General features: G+C 40.7%; 22 protein-coding genes. 7 read left to right on the forward strand and 15 right to left on the reverse strand.

Annotated elements, in window-relative coordinates; translation table 11 throughout:
- Positions 1-21: 21 nt before the first annotated feature.
- Genes LOC50_RS12875 through LOC50_RS12895 form a run of 5 tightly spaced genes read right to left on the reverse strand, consistent with a single transcriptional unit; the run spans position 22 to position 3804 of the window.
- Complete coding sequence (locus tag LOC50_RS12875; RefSeq protein WP_069438575.1) at positions 22-639, reverse strand: SCO family protein; 618 nt, start codon at positions 637-639, stop codon at positions 22-24.
- Complete coding sequence (gene cyoE / locus LOC50_RS12880) at positions 636-1565, reverse strand: heme o synthase (protein ID WP_036980519.1); 930 nt, start codon at positions 1563-1565, stop codon at positions 636-638. Before cyoE ends, LOC50_RS12875 begins: the two co-directional genes overlap by 4 nt.
- A 12-nt stretch (positions 1566-1577) precedes the next feature.
- Entirely contained in the window at positions 1578-2567 is a 990-nt protein-coding gene (locus tag LOC50_RS12885) for a COX15/CtaA family protein (RefSeq protein WP_036980520.1), read from the reverse strand.
- A 12-nt stretch (positions 2568-2579) separates the two neighbouring features.
- The gene (locus LOC50_RS12890) at positions 2580-3074 is read right to left on the reverse strand and encodes a transmembrane cytochrome oxidase associated protein (protein ID WP_250653326.1); all 495 of its coding nucleotides are present in this window, start codon (positions 3072-3074) and stop codon (positions 2580-2582) included.
- Positions 3064-3804 carry an SURF1 family protein gene (locus tag LOC50_RS12895; protein ID WP_013466137.1) on the reverse strand — a complete coding sequence of 247 codons (741 nt, stop codon included), beginning with the start codon at positions 3802-3804 and terminating at the stop codon, positions 3064-3066. The genes LOC50_RS12890 and LOC50_RS12895 overlap by 11 nt, the downstream gene beginning before the upstream one ends.
- A gap of 14 nt (positions 3805-3818) precedes the next feature.
- Between LOC50_RS12895 and LOC50_RS17510 the strand changes: the two genes are divergently transcribed.
- Positions 3819-4127: a DUF2909 family protein gene (locus LOC50_RS17510; protein WP_076922637.1), complete on the forward strand. Its 309-nt coding sequence runs from the start codon at positions 3819-3821 to the stop codon at positions 4125-4127.
- Here LOC50_RS17510 and LOC50_RS12905 read toward each other — a convergent pair.
- From LOC50_RS12905 to lexA, 5 genes are all read right to left on the reverse strand, one after another.
- A complete protein-coding gene (locus LOC50_RS12905; protein ID WP_013466138.1) occupies positions 4030-4905 on the reverse strand; it encodes a cytochrome c oxidase subunit 3 in 876 nt (291 codons plus the stop codon). The two genes, LOC50_RS17510 and LOC50_RS12905, sit on opposite strands and share 98 nt — an antisense overlap.
- Positions 4906-4940: 35 nt before the next feature.
- On the reverse strand, positions 4941-5471 hold the full coding sequence (locus tag LOC50_RS12910; protein ID WP_013466139.1) for a cytochrome c oxidase assembly protein: 531 nt from the start codon (positions 5469-5471) through the stop codon (positions 4941-4943).
- The gene (gene ctaD / locus LOC50_RS12915) at positions 5471-7063 is read right to left on the reverse strand and encodes a cytochrome c oxidase subunit I (protein ID WP_069438571.1); all 1593 of its coding nucleotides are present in this window, start codon (positions 7061-7063) and stop codon (positions 5471-5473) included. The genes LOC50_RS12910 and ctaD overlap by 1 nt, the downstream gene beginning before the upstream one ends.
- Complete coding sequence (gene coxB, locus LOC50_RS12920; RefSeq protein WP_250653327.1) at positions 7063-8205, reverse strand: cytochrome c oxidase subunit II; 1143 nt, start codon at positions 8203-8205, stop codon at positions 7063-7065. Before coxB ends, ctaD begins: the two co-directional genes overlap by 1 nt.
- A 493-nt stretch (positions 8206-8698) precedes the next feature.
- A complete protein-coding gene (gene lexA / locus LOC50_RS12925) occupies positions 8699-9316 on the reverse strand; it encodes a transcriptional repressor LexA (protein WP_008114166.1) in 618 nt (205 codons plus the stop codon).
- Between the two features lie 198 nt (positions 9317-9514).
- Here lexA and LOC50_RS12930 point away from each other — a divergent pair, with 198 nt between their 5' ends.
- Complete coding sequence (locus tag LOC50_RS12930) at positions 9515-9958, forward strand: PaaI family thioesterase (protein WP_013466144.1); 444 nt, start codon at positions 9515-9517, stop codon at positions 9956-9958.
- 29 nt (positions 9959-9987) lie between these two features.
- Here the strand turns inward: LOC50_RS12930 and LOC50_RS12935 are convergent, their stop codons facing one another.
- Positions 9988-10368, reverse strand: a complete 381-nt coding sequence (locus LOC50_RS12935) for a hypothetical protein (RefSeq protein WP_036983336.1) — start codon at positions 10366-10368, stop codon at positions 9988-9990.
- A gap of 252 nt (positions 10369-10620) precedes the next feature.
- On the opposite strand from LOC50_RS12935, the gene LOC50_RS12940 reads away from it, so the two are divergent.
- Positions 10621-11274, forward strand: coding sequence for an endonuclease (locus LOC50_RS12940; RefSeq protein WP_013466146.1), 654 nt, complete (start codon positions 10621-10623; stop codon positions 11272-11274).
- A 39-nt stretch (positions 11275-11313) separates the two neighbouring features.
- On the opposite strand, the gene hmpA is transcribed toward LOC50_RS12940, so the two are convergent.
- Positions 11314-12495, reverse strand: a complete 1182-nt coding sequence (gene hmpA / locus LOC50_RS12945; RefSeq protein WP_250653328.1) for an NO-inducible flavohemoprotein — start codon at positions 12493-12495, stop codon at positions 11314-11316.
- Positions 12496-12660: 165 nt separating this feature from the next.
- Between hmpA and norR the strand changes: the two genes are divergently transcribed.
- Positions 12661-14235: a nitric oxide reductase transcriptional regulator NorR gene (gene norR, locus LOC50_RS12950; RefSeq protein WP_250653329.1), complete on the forward strand. Its 1575-nt coding sequence runs from the start codon at positions 12661-12663 to the stop codon at positions 14233-14235.
- On the opposite strand, the gene LOC50_RS12955 is transcribed toward norR, so the two are convergent.
- Complete coding sequence (locus LOC50_RS12955) at positions 14232-15128, reverse strand: LysR family transcriptional regulator (protein WP_028834824.1); 897 nt, start codon at positions 15126-15128, stop codon at positions 14232-14234. The two genes, norR and LOC50_RS12955, sit on opposite strands and share 4 nt — an antisense overlap.
- A 116-nt stretch (positions 15129-15244) precedes the next feature.
- Here LOC50_RS12955 and LOC50_RS12960 point away from each other — a divergent pair, with 116 nt between their 5' ends.
- Positions 15245-15811 carry an NADPH-dependent FMN reductase gene (locus LOC50_RS12960; RefSeq protein WP_036980537.1) on the forward strand — a complete coding sequence of 189 codons (567 nt, stop codon included), beginning with the start codon at positions 15245-15247 and terminating at the stop codon, positions 15809-15811.
- 7 nt (positions 15812-15818) lie between these two features.
- On the opposite strand, the gene LOC50_RS12965 is transcribed toward LOC50_RS12960, so the two are convergent.
- Positions 15819-16262 (reverse strand): tellurite resistance TerB family protein, encoded by a 444-nt coding sequence (locus LOC50_RS12965; protein ID WP_069438568.1) that lies wholly within the window; start codon positions 16260-16262, stop codon positions 15819-15821.
- A 95-nt stretch (positions 16263-16357) separates the two neighbouring features.
- Here LOC50_RS12965 and LOC50_RS12970 point away from each other — a divergent pair, with 95 nt between their 5' ends.
- The gene (locus LOC50_RS12970) at positions 16358-16738 is read left to right on the forward strand and encodes a chitin synthase (RefSeq protein WP_250653330.1); all 381 of its coding nucleotides are present in this window, start codon (positions 16358-16360) and stop codon (positions 16736-16738) included.
- 74 nt (positions 16739-16812) lie between these two features.
- Here the strand turns inward: LOC50_RS12970 and LOC50_RS12975 are convergent, their stop codons facing one another.
- Entirely contained in the window at positions 16813-17409 is a 597-nt protein-coding gene (locus LOC50_RS12975) for a hypothetical protein (RefSeq protein ID WP_138626744.1), read from the reverse strand.
- A gap of 224 nt (positions 17410-17633) precedes the next feature.
- Here LOC50_RS12975 and LOC50_RS12980 point away from each other — a divergent pair, with 224 nt between their 5' ends.
- Positions 17634-17927, forward strand: coding sequence for a hypothetical protein (locus LOC50_RS12980; protein ID WP_069438565.1), 294 nt, complete (start codon positions 17634-17636; stop codon positions 17925-17927).
- Positions 17928-17955: the final 28 nt, after the last annotated feature.

Below are 17955 nucleotides of genomic sequence, written 5' to 3' on the forward strand. Positions count from 1 at the left end.
AAATCGTAAAACCTTTAAAAGCTAGTTTTTGTAGTATTCGGCTATTTCAATAAATTCTGCGGTTAATTTTGTAGTATTAACCAAAGGCACATCACCTTGTTTAAATTCAGGCTTAAAAATAGCTCTTAGTGCGCCACTGCCATCAACAAGGGCAACAGATGCACTATGATCCACCGCATAATCAGATTCATTACTATCACTAATTGCGTAAATTAATCCAAGCTCTCGGACAAATGGAAATAAGTCTTTATGCTCACCTGACACAGCTAAAAAATCTGGATTAAAGTAATCTATGTACTCTTTACGTTTTTGGGCAATATCACGTTTAGGATCAACAGATATAAACCATACTTGTAGTGGGTACTCAGCCTGCAAATTTTTATAGATATTGTTGAGCTTAGCTAGTGTCATTGGGCAAATATCAGGGCAACTTGTGTAACCTAAAAACACTAAATTCCATTGACCTAAAAACTGCTGTTTGGTTACTAACTTCCCTTGTTGATCATTCAACGAGAAATCAGATAACGGCTTTGCGGTTTCATAAACTAACGCATCAAGATCTTGTAAATTTTTTTTATCACTACAGGCCGATAAAAAGAGTACTGAAAAAACAACTAAACCACACCATAACTGCTTCATATAACTAGCCATTTATCTATAAATAAGATGATAAATAGTACCATCAAATGAATAATCGAAAAACGAAATAAATCCATCGCAGTGTCTTCTTTGGCAGCAAACTTTAAGTTAATTGCTTTGTATATAAATACAATATTGAGAAGACATGCCCCGCTTAGATAAATAAGCCCTGACATGCCAATCAAATAAGGAAACACACATACAATGGCGAGTAATACCGAATATGCAAGCACGCATGTTTTACAAAAATCGATACCATGGGTGACCGGTAACATGGGGATTTTAGCCCGCTCATAATCACTTTTACGCGCGATGGCGAGCGCCCAAAAATGAGGTGGGGTCCAGGTAAATATAATCATCACCAGCAACCAAGGGGCTGCCGCCATTTGATTTGTTTCAGACACCCAACCGAGTAATGGAGGCATTGCACCGGCTAATCCCCCTATAACTATATTTTGTGGTGTGGCACGTTTTAAAAATGACGTATAAATAAACGCATAACCAACAAGTGCAAATAAGGTCAGTATGGCTGTGAGCGTATTTGCCCACAACATCAGCATAATAAACCCAGCAACCCCAATCACAGTGGCAAAGCTCAGTGCATGTAATTTACTTAAACGCCCTTTAGCAACAGGGCGATGGCGGGTGCGTGCCATTTTGCTATCAATTTCACTATCAACAACATGATTAATGACTGCGGCGGCCGCAGAGAGTAATCCAATCCCTAATAAACTGATGAACTGAACCCCAACACCTCTGCCAACATCAGGGGCTAGCGCTAAGCCAACCCATGCTGTTAACACTAGCATAGCCACTACTTTAAATTTACTTATTGCCAAATAATCTTGGATTAAGTGGTAACTTTTAGTCAATAACGATGCGCTGTAAACGGGCTGCATTGCTTTTTTATTAATTGTAAGTGCCATAATCATTCCCCTCTAAGTACTTACTTTTAGGTAATAACATAACCTAACCATAGTTAGTAACAGTATGGCAGCCATTAAGTTATGCGCCAGTGCCACGCCTAACGGAAAATGAAAATGCACCACGGCTAACCCTAAAGCTATCTGGCAAAATAACGCCACTAACACACTCACCGTACAGCTTTTAATTTTTTGCGAATAGGCATGACTGTATATACGCCACATCACCAAGGCTAAGACAATGCAAGTCACTAAGGCCCATATTCGATGCAGTAAATGAATAGACATACGCGCCTGTTGCGACAACACACCAAATTCATAATTACTGTGCTCAAGGGGGAGCTGAAAGACACTACTGAATGAAAAAGGCTGAGCGTAACTACATAGCGGTAAGCCATTACAATGTGGAGCCGCATAATTAGCCGCTAACCAACCTCCGAGGGCGATTTGTAAAATCAGTACCGTTAATGCCACGAGGCTTAATTTAAAGTGAGGTTTTGCACCCGCATCACCACCTGTAATAGGTTGGCTGGTCAGACGCAAATACAATAGCGTTAATAAGGCTAAAATACTAAATCCTCCGAGCAAATGCCCCATAACTATAAGCGGCTGTAGGTTCATAGTAACCGTCCACATACCTAATGCGGCCTGAAAAATAACAAGCAGCAGCAATATCATAGGCAACCTTACAGGCGTGGTTGGGTACTGACGCTTTAGAAAAGCTAAAATAAACAACACTAAAATTAATACCCCAAGCGTGCCTGCAAAGTAGCGATGGATCATTTCTTTCCATGCTTTTGCTTTTTCAAATATCATATCGGGATAACTTTGAATCGCTTGTGCAATCTCTGCTTCGTGTTTAGGCACGGTTAAAAAGCCATAACAACCAGGCCAATCGGGACAACCAAGCCCAGCGTCACTTAAACGCGTGTATGCGCCCAGAGCCACCACAATTAATGCGAATAAACTCGTTGCTAATACCAAATTTTTATAGTTTTTATACATAGCATCCTCTACTTAGCTCGAACGAGAGTAATTGAGTAATTTTTTTAGATCTTTTAATAACCCTTTTTGGATCAAACGGTTTTCTTGTGGTTGAGAACTAAATGGATACTCCAGTACAATTAGCCCCATATGATCGATTAAATACAAACTGGCAGGCTTTAACTGCTGTTGCTCATCAATAACATCCCAACGCGTTGTAACTAGCTCAGGCTGTCCCATAATAGCCATATCAACTTTGTGTTGGTTTTTGCCAAGGGCAATATATAAATTGTCTAAAGCGGCTAATTGCTCTGTGCAAGACGCTTTGCATTGTGCTGAATAATTTAAAGCGATGGTCCATTGCTTAGGGTTATGCTGCGCCCAATTGTCTAGCTTAATTTCACGCTCTAAAAATTCACCATGGTTAGTAATTGCTGTAGGTAGCCAATCAAGTTTTAACGCGCTGTAAGCCAGCACTAAGGGAATAGCGCAGCACACAGCAAAGAGTAACAGGGGTTTATTTTTCATTATCTATCCTCTTCCTGCTTGCAAAAATAGCGACCACCACACAGGCAACCGCAATTAAAAACCACTGTACTGAGTAGGCATAATGTTTTTCTGGACTCATAACAACGGCTTCATAATGAGGGGCAGCAATTTCATCAGCTTGACCTTGGCGGTAAGCCATAAAATTCACTAAAGGGCGATTAGATTGGCTACTCAATGCTTGTAAATCAATGATTTGAATTCGTTTGGCTAAATCCGACTGAGTATTGTTATTGGCTAAGGTAAAGCCACTTAAATTATCTTCTTTAATTTGTGCCGTTAACGTAAATTTACCACTGGGTATTGTTACGTTTGGTAGGATTTCTCTTGAACGTTCTGCTTTTACCCAGCCTAAGTTCACTAACAAAAAGCGTGATTCATCAGACAGTTTTAATAATGCCAGTAAGTCGTAACCAACCTGACCATTATAGATTTGGTTATCAAGCAACCAATAATTATTAGTGTCAAAATAACCATTTAACGAAACCAATACACCGGTTTTGTTCCACTCTTTTGGCAGCTGTTGTAACTCTGCCCAGCTCATTACGCCATGTTGTTGTATATTTTCAATGGCACTAAGCTGCTGTTGCTTTTGTTCTGCTCGCTGTAATTGCCAAAACCCTAGTCGCACACAAACCAATACCACAATAACAACCAAGCAAATTGTTATTATTGAGCTAAGCTTTTGTTTGTTAAATACAACTAACTGCATAAGGGTAAAATCCAGTGATTATTAAAATTATTATTGTTCTACTGTTATTATTTATATTATTTAATTTATTTCGTGCTTTATTAATTATGGTGTCAGGGAAAACCAATGGACGCCCTATGTCTCACTTTTTAGGGCGTCGGGTGCTATTTTCTGTTGTGGTATTAATGATGGTGATTGCCGCACTAAAACTTGGTTTTATTACGGCAAATCAGTCCCCCTTAATCACTAAAGCACATACACAAATACAAACAAACACAGCCAAACAACATCAACAAAATGCCAGTACCAAGCTGCAGCTTGAAAGGCAAAGTGCTTATCTTTAGTGAAATGTCCTTTCATAATGCGTAAAAACACCACCAATAAAATAATTGTTCCTAAGGTGACGTGCATGCCGTGAAAGCCGGTTAACAAAAAGAAGGTATTGCCATAAATGCCCGCATCAAGGGTTAAGTTAAGATCGTTATAAGCATATATATACTCTTCTACCTGCAGCCCTAAAAAGCACACTCCGAGTAAAATGGTCGCTCCCAAGCATACTTTGAGTGGGGTACGTTTATTATTTTCCATCGCCACATGGGCAAAATGTAAAGTTACCGACGAGGCAAGCAAAATAAGGGTGTTGATAAGCGGCAACCCTTGCCAGCCCATTGCTTGGGTCGTGGTGCCTCCTGGGGTATTTAGCAATGGCCACATGGCTTCAAACGTCGGCCACAATACTTCATTTGTCATGGCGTTGTTATCCGCACCTCCAAGCCAAGGCACAGAAAACATGCGAGCATAAAAAAGCGCCCCAAAAAATGCCATGAAGAACATCACTTCTGAAAAAATAAACCAGCTCATACCTTGCCTAAAAGAACGGTCCATTTGTGCAGAATAAAGCCCTTGATCAGACTCGTGTATGACATTTTTAAACCAGCTAAACAGCATGTAAAGTAGTACAGCTATACCTACGTATAACAAGTAAACGCCATTACCACCCTCTTTGCCCATATCCATTACGGTTAAGGCTGCGCCTACCGCAATAAAAAATAACGCAACTGCCCCAACTATTGGCCATGGACTTTGCTCTGGTACATAATAATGTTCATATTTTTGATTCATTTTATTTGCTCCTAGTTTTTCACCAGTTTTATAAGCTAGTTATTACTGGCTACTAGCCTCTCGCTAATATCAAATACGGTATAAGACAGGGTTAACTCTTCTACATCACTGGGTAATTCAGTATCTACATAAAACAATAATGTAAACTCCAGCTCTTCACCTGCCTTTAACGGTTGCTGATCAAAGCAAAAACACGCTATTTTGTGTAAATACTTGGCCGCTTTTCCTGGTGCTACCGACGGTATAGCCTGCATTACTTTATCTTCATTGCTGTTATTTTTAGCGCTAAACTTAACTTCACGCATGGCCCCAGGCTTTACATCTACACTGTACTCTTTAGATTTAACTTCAAAAGGCGCACCACTTTGCGCATGCGTAGTGAAACTAACGCTGACTTCTCTATTTTCAGTGACCAAGGTACTTTGCTGTGCCTGCTCTAACGAGGGCTTACCATTAAGCCCCGTTATATCGCAAAACACGTCATACAAAGGGACCATGGCAAATGCAAATGCAAACATTGCAATGCAAATCACCACCAGCTTTTTTAATAACGGCAAGTGAGTCATTATTTAATATCCGGCGGCGTTGAGAACGTATGATAAGGCGCAGGTGAATCAACTTCCCATTCAAGCCCATCCGCTCCATCCCAAACTTTTGCAGGCACTTTGTCGCCCCCTTTTGCACATTTATACACAACCACCACAAATAATAATTGCGATAAACCAAAGGCAAACCCACCTATACTAATAATGGCGTTAAAATCAGCAAACTGTAGCGCATAATCTGGAATACGGCGTGGCATACCGGCTAACCCCACAAAATGCATTGGGAAAAACAGCACATTTACACTTATTAACGACAACCAAAAATGCCATTTTGCTAAGGTAATATTGAACATGTTTCCGGTCCATTTTGGCAGCCAATAATAAGCCCCCGCCATAATAGAAAACACCGCGCCCGTTACGAGCACATAATGAAAGTGTGCAACCACAAAATAGGTATCATGATATTGGAAATCGGCAGGTGTAATCGCTAGCATCAATCCCGAAAAACCACCTAAAGTAAACAACACAATAAATGCGATACTAAACAGCATTGGCACTTCAAAGCTAATAGACCCGCGCCACATAGTCGCTACCCAGTTAAATACTTTTACGCCGGTAGGTACTGATATCAGCATAGTCGCGTACATAAAAAACAACTCACCCGCCACGGGCATACCAGTGGTAAACATATGATGCGCCCACACAATAAAGCTCAACAAGGCAATGGAGGAGGTGGCATACACCATAGAGGCATAACCAAATAGTTTTTTACGTGAAAAGGTGGGAACAATCGTAGAAATAATGCCAAAGGCAGGCAAAATCATAATATAAACTTCAGGGTGACCAAAAAACCAAAAAATATGTTGGAACATCACCGGATCGCCACCACCAGCGGCATCAAAGAAACTGGTCGCGAAGTATTTATCGGTGAGCACCATAGTAACTGCACCAGCAAGTACCGGCATAACTGCAATAAGTAAAAACGCCGTGATCAACCATGTCCACACAAATAACGGCAGCTTCATCCACGTCATACCCGGAGCACGCATATTTACTATGGTGACCACCACATTAATGGCCCCCATAATCGAACTAATACCCATAATATGCACAGCAAATACAAACATTGCTGTGTTGTCGTTACTATAAGTGGTGGAAAGCGGCGCGTAAAAGGTCCAACCAAATGCAGGGCCACCACCAGGCATAAATAATGAAGCTAATAGGATTAAAAACGCAAACGGTAAAATCCAAAAGCTCCAGTTATTCATTCTCGGTAAGGCCATATCTGGCGCACCAATCATTAGCGGGATCATCCAGTTTGCCAAGCCGGTAAAGGCTGGCATAACCGCACCAAACACCATTATTAAACCATGCACTGTGGTCATTTGATTAAAAAAGTGAGGATCAACCAGTTGTAGGCCCGGCTGAAATAACTCAGCTCGAATAACCATCGCCATTGCCCCACCAATTAAAAACATGGTGAGTGAAAAAATTAAATATAAGCTACCTATATCTTTATGGTTGGTTGTAAATAACCAGCGCTTAAAGCCTGTGGCAGGTTGATGGGCATGATGAGCCTCATTGGTATTAGGTTGTTCTGCAATGCTACTCATTATTTAGCCTCCCCATCAGCATCCAGTGCCGCTTGTATCTCGCTCGGTTGAATTACATCACCAGTGTCATTACCCCACGCGTTGCGTTTATAGGTAATAACAGCTGCTATTTGCTTGATTGATAATTGCTTTGCGAAAGACTGCATAGCCGTACCTGGTTTACCATGGAGCAAAATATCTATATGCCCTTTGATATCACCTATGACTATTGGGCTGCCTTTAAGAGCCGGAAAAACACCTGGTAAGCCTAAGCCAGTTGGTTGATGGCACGCCGCGCAGCTCGCCATGTAAACCTGCTCACCAAGCACCATCAGCTCCTCTTTTGGTACAACTTGGTCTAATAACGCAGCGTCTGCCTCAGCTGCTTTTTGTTTGGCTTGTTTAGCCTCTGCTAACCACGTTTTGAAATCTTCTTCTGTTATAGCTTCTACTACAACAGGCATAAAACCATGATCTTTACCGCAAAGCTCTGCACACTGCCCACGGTAAGTACCGACCTCATTAATATTGGTCCATGTTTCGTTAATAAACCCAGGGTTTGCATCTTTTTTAACGGCAAAGTCAGGCACCCACCATGAGTGAATAACATCATCTGAAGTCATTAAAAAGCGTACTTTTTGATTAATTGGTAGTACCAGCGGTTTATCGACCTCGAGTAAATAATTCGGGTTTTTATCAGCAAGGTTGGTTATTTCATTTTGAGGGGTAGCTAGCATGGAATAAAACTCAACGTCCTCCCCCATATACTCGTAATGCCACTTCCACTGTGAGCCTGTAATTTTAATGGTGAGATCAGCTTTGCTGGCATCCTCCATGGCAATTAAGGTTTTAGTCGCAGGAATGGCCATAACAATTAATATGACAAAAGGGATCGCAGTCCACAGTATTTCTACTTTGGTGCTTTCATGGAATTGGGCAGGGACAGCCCCTTTAGATTTGCGATGATGAATGAGTGCCCAAAACATAATGGCAAACACGATCACCCCAATCACACAACATATTAAAAAAATAGTCATGTGCAGTTGGTATACATTATTACTTATATCGGTTACGCCTTTACGCATATTATATTGGCTATTAGCAAGCACATTCTGCGAAAAAACAAACAATATAAGCCACAAGGAAGAACTCAGCTTACCCATGTGACGGCTCCTTTGATGCTATTGCTGACGCAAAGCGAAGAGGCATACGGCTTAAACGCCTATTCGTTATTTTTATTTTTTATAAGGGTGCTGGATTTAGTAAATGTGTGTTCTCAAAACGACTAAGCTGTGAGTTATTTTTATTCCAGCTCTTTAATAACTAGTTAAAAAATAAACAATAAGCAAGGTAAGTATGAAAAATAGACAAGGTGAATTTTTTAAAATGCGCAGTTAAAAAATAGCAACCAGTCAGGCAATTAATCTAAGAGTCAGGTTTAGTAGGGGGTGTATTGAAATTACAGGATAGAAATATAAAAAAATTGTTAACTTAAAAAAGCAGAGTAAATTTGTTTATTTATAAAGTATTTAGTGATTTTATTTATGATAGGGGGAGCACTTAACATCATATAGTCATACATTTGATAAGTTAGACATTGTGCTACTAACAAACCCAGCGCCTAATCACCATTAAGCGCTAAATTATGCTTTAATACTACATCCAGTCAGCGTTACGAATAACACCTACCGCTAAGCCTTCAATATTGAACGACTCATTTTCTAAATCGACCTCAATAGCTGAAAACTCATCATTTTCAGCATGTAAGAGTACTTTTCTGCCCGCTTTTTCTAAACGCTTCACGGTTACATCGTCGTCAACACGGGCAACAATAACTTGTCCATTTTCGGCAACTTGGGTTTTATGCACAGCAAGTAAATCACCATCCATAATACCAATGTCTTTCATACTCATACCGTTAACACGCAATAAAAAATCGGCCGCAGGTTTAAACATTAAAGGGTCAATTTTACAGTGGCTTTCTACATGCTGTTGCGCCAATATTGGCTCACCGGCAGCCACCCTGCCAATTAAAGGTAAGCCTAACTGCTCTGGCTCCTCTTCTTCAACAAGCTGAATTCCGCGACTCGCGCCTGGCTTCATTTTAATAACACCTTTTTTGGCCAATGCTTTTAAGTGTTCTTCTGCAGCATTTGCACTTTTAAAACCCAGTGTTTGTGCAATTTCGGCACGTGTAGGAGGCATACCAGTGTCTTTAATAAACACTTTAATGAGTTCGAGTATTTGCGCTTGGCGTTTCGTTAATGGTCGCATACAACTGGTTTTCCATACAGTACAATTAACTGTGAGTATATACAGTTATTTAAAAATCGCAAATATAAATTAATGCCTTATATGCCGTTATCATCAAACAATAACCTACTTTAAAAGCAGGGTAATAAATGTAATTATTAGCAACGCATTATCATATTAATAAATTTTAATTCTCGATTACTTATCCAAGGAGCTAGCATGAGTATTTGGCATCAACCGATTACATTAGAGTTTTGTAAGCAATTAGATCAAGGTATTACAGGCCAAGGGACACTCATGAAAACCATGGGAATAGAGATCAGTGAAATTGGTGATGACTACTTAGTGGCAACTATGCCGGCAATTCCAGAGCATCATAACCCTATGGGTATCGTTCATGGTGGTGCAAATGTGGTACTTGCTGAAACAGTAGCAAGTTATGCCGCTAATTTTGTGGTTGATTTCAATCGGTTTTATTGTGTTGGCCAAGAGATCAGTGCAAGTCATTTAAAGGCATCACGCAATGGCACATTAACGGCCACAGCGAGAGCTTATCATATCGGCAAACGCAGCTCGGTTTGGGATATTAAAATAACCAATAGCCGCAATGAGCTTTGCTGCGTATCACGTATGACCGCAGCCGTAGTAGAGCGAAAAGGCTAGTAAATCTGTTAACCAAGGTTGAGGTTAAATTACTTTTCGAGAGGGTAAATAGTAATTTCCACGCCTGCACCAATTGCAGATATACGTAACAAGGTATCTGCATGTAAAGCTTGGTTAAAGCATTTTGGCGAAGTGCCAGACTCAAAACCCATATCGAATGTTCTGCGTGAACAACTCAACCATTGCTTTAATGCATTGCGTGAACACGACTCGATTAACTCGCACAAGTGATTAATCGCTTTATCTGGCGTGGTTATTTCACCTGCAACCTCAATGCGAGCAAGTTGACGGTATTCGTCTTTATCATAATGTAAAATAGTTGCGACCTTTTTTAAATCAGCAACTAATACGCTAATATCTTGCTTTGACTCAAGCTCTAGATCTACATTTAAAAATTGAATTTCCGACATTATCTCGTTTTTACCCTCTATTAATTTCATTGCAAACTTTAACGCAGTTTTACCGTTATACCAAATCAACAACGCAGGAATCACTGCATTAACGCGTTTTTAGCGTTAGCCTCTGAATATTACCCACTATTTACTCCTAAAAAACGCCCTCTACAAAATACGCAAATTAAAATTAAAGCATGCCGGCGGCGGTTTACTTTTTTATTCTAGGCCTTAAACTAGCCGCTCCTGTAGTTCACGTATGTGATGGATATGATTCGGTTTATTTTAGCTTTGTTGGCTTGCTGTGCTTGTTTTTCAGCAATGGGCGAACAATTTACGCGGTTTTCGAGTGCCAAAAAGCACTTAATTAATACCCTTCCCGAAAACGCTAAAAGTATTTATTGTGGTTGCGATATAAAAAAACAAGGCAAAAAGTTAGTACCCGACCCTACCCATTGTGGCTACGTGCCTCGCAACACACTAACCCGCTCAGGCAAAGTAAATCAACGTGCATTGCGAATTGAATGGGAACATATTGTCCCTGCATGGGAATTTGGTCACCAGTTACAATGCTGGCAAGATGGTGGGCGTAAAAACTGCCGCAAAGTTAGCGCTAAGTTTCGCATGATGGAAGCCGATATAAACAATTTAGCCCCTGCAATTGGTGAAATTAACGCCGATCGCTCAAACTACCGCTTTGGCATGTTAGCCCAAAACGCGACGCAATATGGTCGTTGTGAGGTTAAAGTTAATTTTAAACAACGTGTTGTTGAACCGCCTGTTCATGCACGTAAACGCATTGCCGATGCGTACGCTTACATGCAAAAAACGTATGGTTTAAAAATTTCAGCTAAACAACAAAAGCTATTTAATGCTTGGCAACAACAAGCTTATGCTGCCAACACAAATAGTAAAAAGCTGTAAGTTTAAATTAAAAGTGTGTAACACACGCTTTTAATTAATCTAAAACGCTTGGTGTGGTCCAAATATTTCGTAGTGAATATTTGAGCTTTGCACACCTAAATCAAGTAACTGGCCTTTTACGTAAGCCATAAATGATGCTGGTCCACACAAATAAAATGCCCCTTCGCTAATAGGTAATGATGCCTCAAGCACTGTTAAATCCATTAGCCCAGTGAAATCACACTCCTCGCCACCTTGATTAAACCAAGTAAATGTTTTTAGCTGTGGATGCATTGCCGTTTGCTGCGCTAAATACCCTTTAAATGAAAATTCGCGGCTATTTTCACACGCGTGCAAATAACTAATCGCTTGATTTTTATCACCACTAAGTAGCGTTTGCAGCATTGCCATCATCGGGGTTTGGCCAACACCTGCTGAAATAAGTACAACTGGAGTTGCCTCATTTTTTAAAATAAAATCTCCCGCTGGCGGGTATAACTGTACTCGTGCGCCTTGCTCTAGTGAGTGTAAATAATTAGACACCACGCCAGGCTTTGGTTGGCACTCTTTTTTAACGCTAATACGATAGTTTTTAGCATTGCTCTTTTGCGAAATAGAATACTGGCGGATCTCTTCATATTCTGCGCCCTCAGGCTTAACTTTAATGCCAATGTACTGTCCTGGCTTGTAGGTAATAACTGCTTTACCATCCACAGGTGTCAGCGTAAAACTAGTTACGAATTCAGATTCAACATGTTTATCAGTAATTTCAAACTGGCGCGTGCCTGCCCAGCCACCATGGTTGTTTTTACTGTGCGCATACAATGCCGCCTCTTCGGTAATACAAATATCAGCAAGTACACCGTAGGCCTCGCGCCACGCATATTCAACATCGGCAGTAAACTGCTCAGGAATAAGCTCTTTTAACGTACCGATTAAATGTGCGCCCACAATAGGATAATGCTCAGGTAAAATATTTAAGCTGGTATGCTTATGATTAATTCGCGCTAGCGCCTCTTTTAACACGGCTAAATTATCAATATTTTGCGCGTACGCAGCCAACGCATTAAATAATGCAAATTGCTGACGACCCGTTTCTTGATTAGTCATATTAAAAATATGTTTAAGTTCGGGGTTATGACTAAACATGCGCTTGTAAAAATGATCGGTTACGACCGTACCTGCCTCTGCAAGCAATGGCACCGTGCTTTTAACTATTTGTATGGTTTTATCGGATAACATGTTTATTTCCTATGTAATAACTAACTGCTTGCACTTAGCATTACACAGAGCGTGCCAACTAATTAAACCCATAATATTCAACAAGTTAAATTAACTCACTTTACAAGATGAGTCTTTATGACCTACTATAAAACATGTAAAAATACACTAACAGGTCATTTTGACATGAACCAACAACTCAACCTGACTCAAGTTGCCTTGGAGCTTGCACAAAGCACCTTACATGCCCACAGTTTTGAGCAGCTCTTAGCCACGGTTGAACGTGTTATTCCAAGTGATGCTAGCGCCTTGTTAATTCGCCAAGGCGAGCAATTAAAGCCCTTAGCCATTAAAGGGCTTATGCCCGATAGCCTAGGACGACGTTTTGATATTGCGGAGCACCCTCGCCTTAAAGCCATCTGCAGTAGTCGTTTGGCTCTGCAATTTGCACATGACTGTCCACTACCTGATCCATACGACGGGCTACTACTGGCTAAAACCGGTGATATTCCAGTGCATGCCTGCTTAGGGTTACCCCTTTATGATAAAAACGCACTACTTGGCATTCTGACCTTTGATAGCCTAAACGCTGATGCGTTTGACGGCATTACGGCTGATACACTCAACACCTTACAAACCTTGTGTAGCGCACACTTTAAAACAGCTCTAGAGCTTGCCCATTATAAACAGCATGCTCAGCATTCAAATGAATTAGTACAAGCGTTAAACCGTGAGGCACTCAAACGCGATGGTGGTGAAATTATTGGCCAAAGCCCAGTAATACAAACCCTTAAAAACGAAATAAAGCTGGTTGCAGCCTCTAATTTTAGTGTATTAATTTTAGGTGATACTGGGGTCGGCAAAGAGTTGGTGGCGCGTAATATTCACTTGCATTCAGCACGCAAAGATCAGCCATTGATCCATTTAAATTGTGCATCACTGCCTGAAAACCTCGCAGAAAGTGAATTTTTTGGCCATGCAAAAGGCGCTTTTACCGGCGCCCAAAATGCCCGCCAAGGTAAATTTCAGTTAGCCGATGGCGGTACCTTATTTTTGGATGAAATAGGCGAGCTACCACTGGCAATGCAAAGTAAATTATTACGGGTACTGCAAAGTGGTGAAGTACAAACCGTTGGCGAAGATGAACTTAAATATGTTGATGTTAGAGTGATTGCAGCAACTAATCGCGACCTAAAACACGAAGTAGAACAGGGGCGATTTCGCGCCGACTTATATCATCGCCTAAGTGTGTACCCGTTAAGCGTAGCGCCTTTAAAAGCCCGTGATGAAGATGTTATTTTATTAGCCGGTTATTTTGCAGAAAAAACAGCCCGCAAGCTCGCTATTAAACAGCTAAAACTCAGTATTGAAACGCAACTGCTGCTTAAAAAATATGACTGGCCAGGCAATGTGAGGGAGCTTGAGCATGTGATTAATCGGGCTGCATTAAAGGCTAAACAACATCAGTGGCAGCAACCAGTTATTACTATTGAACCTGCGCATTGTGAGCTAAATTTAAGCGCTGTTAACACCTTAGCTCTTGAACACTCAAACCAGCTTGTAATCCCATCTTTAGCAAACAACATTTCGTTAAAGCAAGCCACAGATACCTATACTCAGCAACTTATAATACAGCAACTTAAACAACATAATTATAACTGGGCCAGTACCGCGCGCAGTTTACAGGTCGACCGTGCTAATTTAACACGGCTGGCCAAGCGCTTAGGTATTTCAATAAAAAAATCGTTGTCGCCTAGTTAACTTAACTTTCGCTGCTTAAAATAATTTTTTAATAGCTGACTAAACGCTTGAACCTTTGCTGTTCGGTGCACTAAATGATGCGTAACCAGCCACAAATCGGTTGGCCAACTCAGTTCATTAGGCAGTACAGGGACTAAATCAGAGTATTGCGCTGCAACATCATGCTGTAATCCGCCAATACCGAGCCCTTTAACTATGGCGCGAGTCGCTTCTGAGGTTTCTGACACTCTTAGCTTAACTTGCGACGGGGGAATATTTTCATCAACCCATGCAAAGTAAGGCACTTTGGCATTATACCCTGCTACACCTGACACAAAACTATGCAGCGATAGTTGCGCTAATGTTTGTGGCAACCCATAACGGCTAATGTAATGCTTTGATGCATAAAATCCTGACGAGAGCGCCGCTAAATGCTGAGCAATATAATCACCCTCATCCGGTCTGGGTCCAGCTCTTACTGCGATATGTGCTTGGCCATGATCTAAACGTAAGCGTTTTTGATCCATAATCACTTGTAATTGCACTTGCGGATGCAAGGTTTGAAACTGCTCACACACCTCACTTAATACATCAATAAAGCCACTAACTGTGGTGAGCAACAAGCTACCTTGCAAGGTGCTATCTGCAGCAATAATGTCATTATGTAGGCGCTCTAGTTCACCATTAATCGCTTGTGCTGTGGTAAATAACTTAGCGCCAATTTCTGTGACTTTGTAGCCGCGAGCATGGCGATGAAATAATCGCGCATTTAAGCTTTTTTCTAAGTTATTTATTCGCCTGAGCACCGTACTATGGTGAACATCTAACACTTCGGCCGCGGCAGTTAAAGTACCTAAGCGCGCTACCTCGTAAGCAACCTTCAGGTCTTGCCAATCATTAAATTGAATTGCCATGATAACTACTCTTTAATCTGTGCATATGCGCACACAAGTTTTGCGTTTATTTGGCTTTTCTGCAAGTGATTATTTGTTAAAGTCACATTATACAAACTCATTATCAGGAGCAGCTCATGACAACACCAAAAATTATTGCCCTAGCAGGTAGCTTACGTAAAGATAGCTTTCATCAAAAACTCATTAACGAAGCGGCACGCTTTGCTTTAGAAAGTGGCGCTGAAGTAGAAGTGATTAAACTCGCAGACTTAGCCATTCCTATGTTTGATGAAGATCTCGAGGCACAAGGCACACCAGCCGGTGTACAACAACTTAAAGACAAACTTCGCGCAGCCGATGGCATTTTGCTGGCCAGCCCAGAATATAATGGCTCTATTACCGCGGTGTTAAAAAATGCTATTGATTGGGCATCGCGCACCGAACAAGGCGCAGAGCCTGCATTTGCAAATAAAGTAACCGCGTTATATGCAGCCTCGCCAGGTGGGTTGGGCGGCTTACGTGGCTTAAATCACGTGCGTGATATTTTATCTGGCATTGGCAGTTTAGTATTAGCCAATCAATTAGCTGTACCGGCTATTCATACTTTGTTAGACGAAAACGGCCGTATTAATGACCCTGCTACCGCTGAAAAAGTGGCTGGTCTTGCACAGCAGTTAGTTAGCGTAGCAAGTAAGCTTAAATAAGCAGCAACTATAACTTTGTTGCTGCAAGCTTTGCAGCAATAAAGTCTTCATGGGTAACATACAATAAATTAGCAACACGACGAATAACGTATTCTTCTTGTGGATCAAGTTCACCATCTGAGTATGCTAATCGCCAGAGTAGTTCAACTATTTCAATGCGTTGCTTTGCACTGCATTGATTATTAATTTGCTTTGAAAATTGAAAATAATCAATGGCGTCATCTAAGCTCGAACTTGCTTGTTCGGTTAACTCATCTACTGCTTCATCAGTTAAATCAAAATACTTTTTTAATGTCAGACTTAGCGTTTGTTGCTCATCTGCCTGTAAATCGTTATCCGCTCGCATTACCTCAATTAATAATGCGGCAACCGCTGTTTTTAAATCATGTTGTTCAATATCATAATCTTGCTGATCAATACTCGAAAAAAGCTGTTTAATTTGCTTGAACATCACATTTCCCCTTTTTGGGTGTTAGACTTATATCATAACGGGTGTAATTGATATGCTGATCACACTACCCAATATCAAGATGGAGTTAAAGGTTTATGAGTATAAAAGCCAATCATTACATACATGGAATTATTAGCTGGGGTTTATTAACAGTGTGTTTGAGTGTGTCGGCAGAGCAAAGTGAAATGCAACGGCTCTACGATTTTGATGAAAAGGTGCATTATAAGCAAACTCAAATAGACACTAACAATTACCACCTAGAAATACAGTCTGATGACTACCCGCACTTTAGAAACCAAAGTGTCTTTTTATTACGCCACGCAAATCGTTTATGCCGCGATAATCCTTTTATGTTAAAAGTGACTGAGGGCGTGCAGGAGTACCAACGCTTTCCAACTAAACCGCGTGCTTATCAGCCACCGCTCAGTGTATTTGTGCAGTGTGAAATGCCCGCAGAAAAAACCTCAAAAAAATAACACCTCGTTATTTTCAGTAAAACCACTGAGTATTAAAATAGCCTGTGGTTTTACTGTAGTTAACCTGAACTAAGTTAGTTAGCGCCATATCCCCACGGCGCAGCCGGTGGTGTAATAGGTTTAGTTAAATCAAAATCAACACGGAATTCGCGACCTTGGCGAATAAGTCGATAAGTGAACTGCTCAGGGTAAATATACATTTGCCATGTATTGCCTACCGATTGCGGTATGCCTTGGCTAACAAATAACTCTTTTGAATACTGATCTGCAGGGAATGACTGCATATTAGCAAAACCCGCATTTAAAGTATGACCACCATACATAGTAGATACATCATCAGTACCATCTTTATGGCGGTGATCATGCTTTAGGCTCAACCCACTGCCTGTTTTAGTAATGATCCACGTACGTGAGGCATCATCACCGACATGAAACGGCACTTGTAGTTCATGTTCATTACACTTACGCACATGCATAACTAACTTTTTATCGGCAAATGAACTCGGCCCTGTGGCATTATCAACCGTTACTTTACCCTCGAAAGCTTTACCGCAATGGGCAGCAATACTATTGAAAAAGCTATCATGACTTGGAATTGATACTAAAGGCGCTGGACGTGCTATTGCTGCAGTGGATGCCAGCATAAACGCTGCAGCTGTTAATAATTTCATAATGTGTCCCTAAACATGTAAAAAATCAGCTTAGCGTTTAAGCAAACACAAAGAAAATAATCACGATGAACAGCAATAAGAAATTAACAGAGCAATAGGATTTTACTGTAATTAATTAGTAAAAAAATATCGCTTGAAAGAAAATGAGAAATTAAATATCGTTGATTGATAAAGGTAGGTAATTAAACACAAAGTCAGTTTTAGCACGGAGCACATATATAGAGATGGAGAACTATATCGGCCTAGTAATCATCGTATTGCTATTAATTATTCAAAATCGCTACACTTTGCACATATATCAACACCTTGCTGAGCAGCACCCAGAACAATGGAAAAAATTATCACAAAATTCATTAGATGGGACACCCTATGCCAATCTTGCTGAGTCATTTAAAGATGGTTTTTTTTCGACTATCAACGACCCAAAGGTAGTCCGCTACCAGAAATTTAAAACTCTCAATTTATTACTAATGGCAATGATTACATTAGCAAGCTTATTGCGTGGTTTTTTAATATAAGCGATTAAAAAAGCGCAACCTAAGCTGC

Source organism: Pseudoalteromonas sp. SCSIO 43095 (assembly GCF_023650455.1).
Lineage (GTDB): Bacteria > Pseudomonadota > Gammaproteobacteria > Enterobacterales > Alteromonadaceae > Pseudoalteromonas > Pseudoalteromonas tetraodonis.

Bases quoted from the DNA above. Each gene is read 5' to 3' on its own strand.
- LOC50_RS12875 (WP_069438575.1), bottom strand. From the start codon at position 639: ATGAAGCAGTTATGGTGTGGTTTAGTTGTTTTTTCAGTACTCTTTTTA.
- cyoE (WP_036980519.1), bottom strand. From the start codon at position 1,565: ATGGCACTTACAATTAATAAAAAAGCAATGCAGCCCGTTTACAGCGCA.
- LOC50_RS12885 (WP_036980520.1), bottom strand. From the start codon at position 2,567: ATGTATAAAAACTATAAAAATTTGGTATTAGCAACGAGTTTATTCGCA.
- LOC50_RS12890 (WP_250653326.1), bottom strand. From the start codon at position 3,074: ATGAAAAATAAACCCCTGTTACTCTTTGCTGTGTGCTGCGCTATTCCC.
- LOC50_RS12895 (WP_013466137.1), bottom strand. From the start codon at position 3,804: ATGCAGTTAGTTGTATTTAACAAACAAAAGCTTAGCTCAATAATAACA.
- LOC50_RS12905 (WP_013466138.1), bottom strand. From the start codon at position 4,905: ATGAATCAAAAATATGAACATTATTATGTACCAGAGCAAAGTCCATGG.
- LOC50_RS12910 (WP_013466139.1), bottom strand. From the start codon at position 5,471: ATGACTCACTTGCCGTTATTAAAAAAGCTGGTGGTGATTTGCATTGCA.
- ctaD (WP_069438571.1), bottom strand. From the start codon at position 7,063: ATGAGTAGCATTGCAGAACAACCTAATACCAATGAGGCTCATCATGCC.
- coxB (WP_250653327.1), bottom strand. From the start codon at position 8,205: ATGGGTAAGCTGAGTTCTTCCTTGTGGCTTATATTGTTTGTTTTTTCG.
- lexA (WP_008114166.1), bottom strand. From the start codon at position 9,316: ATGCGACCATTAACGAAACGCCAAGCGCAAATACTCGAACTCATTAAA.
- LOC50_RS12930 (WP_013466144.1), top strand. From the start codon at position 9,515: ATGAGTATTTGGCATCAACCGATTACATTAGAGTTTTGTAAGCAATTA.
- LOC50_RS12935 (WP_036983336.1), bottom strand. From the start codon at position 10,368: ATGTCGGAAATTCAATTTTTAAATGTAGATCTAGAGCTTGAGTCAAAG.
- LOC50_RS12940 (WP_013466146.1), top strand. From the start codon at position 10,621: ATGATTCGGTTTATTTTAGCTTTGTTGGCTTGCTGTGCTTGTTTTTCA.
- hmpA (WP_250653328.1), bottom strand. From the start codon at position 12,495: ATGTTATCCGATAAAACCATACAAATAGTTAAAAGCACGGTGCCATTG.
- norR (WP_250653329.1), top strand. From the start codon at position 12,661: ATGAACCAACAACTCAACCTGACTCAAGTTGCCTTGGAGCTTGCACAA.
- LOC50_RS12955 (WP_028834824.1), bottom strand. From the start codon at position 15,128: ATGGCAATTCAATTTAATGATTGGCAAGACCTGAAGGTTGCTTACGAG.
- LOC50_RS12960 (WP_036980537.1), top strand. From the start codon at position 15,245: ATGACAACACCAAAAATTATTGCCCTAGCAGGTAGCTTACGTAAAGAT.
- LOC50_RS12965 (WP_069438568.1), bottom strand. From the start codon at position 16,262: ATGTTCAAGCAAATTAAACAGCTTTTTTCGAGTATTGATCAGCAAGAT.
- LOC50_RS12970 (WP_250653330.1), top strand. From the start codon at position 16,358: ATGAGTATAAAAGCCAATCATTACATACATGGAATTATTAGCTGGGGT.
- LOC50_RS12975 (WP_138626744.1), bottom strand. From the start codon at position 17,409: ATGAAATTATTAACAGCTGCAGCGTTTATGCTGGCATCCACTGCAGCA.
- LOC50_RS12980 (WP_069438565.1), top strand. From the start codon at position 17,634: ATGGAGAACTATATCGGCCTAGTAATCATCGTATTGCTATTAATTATT.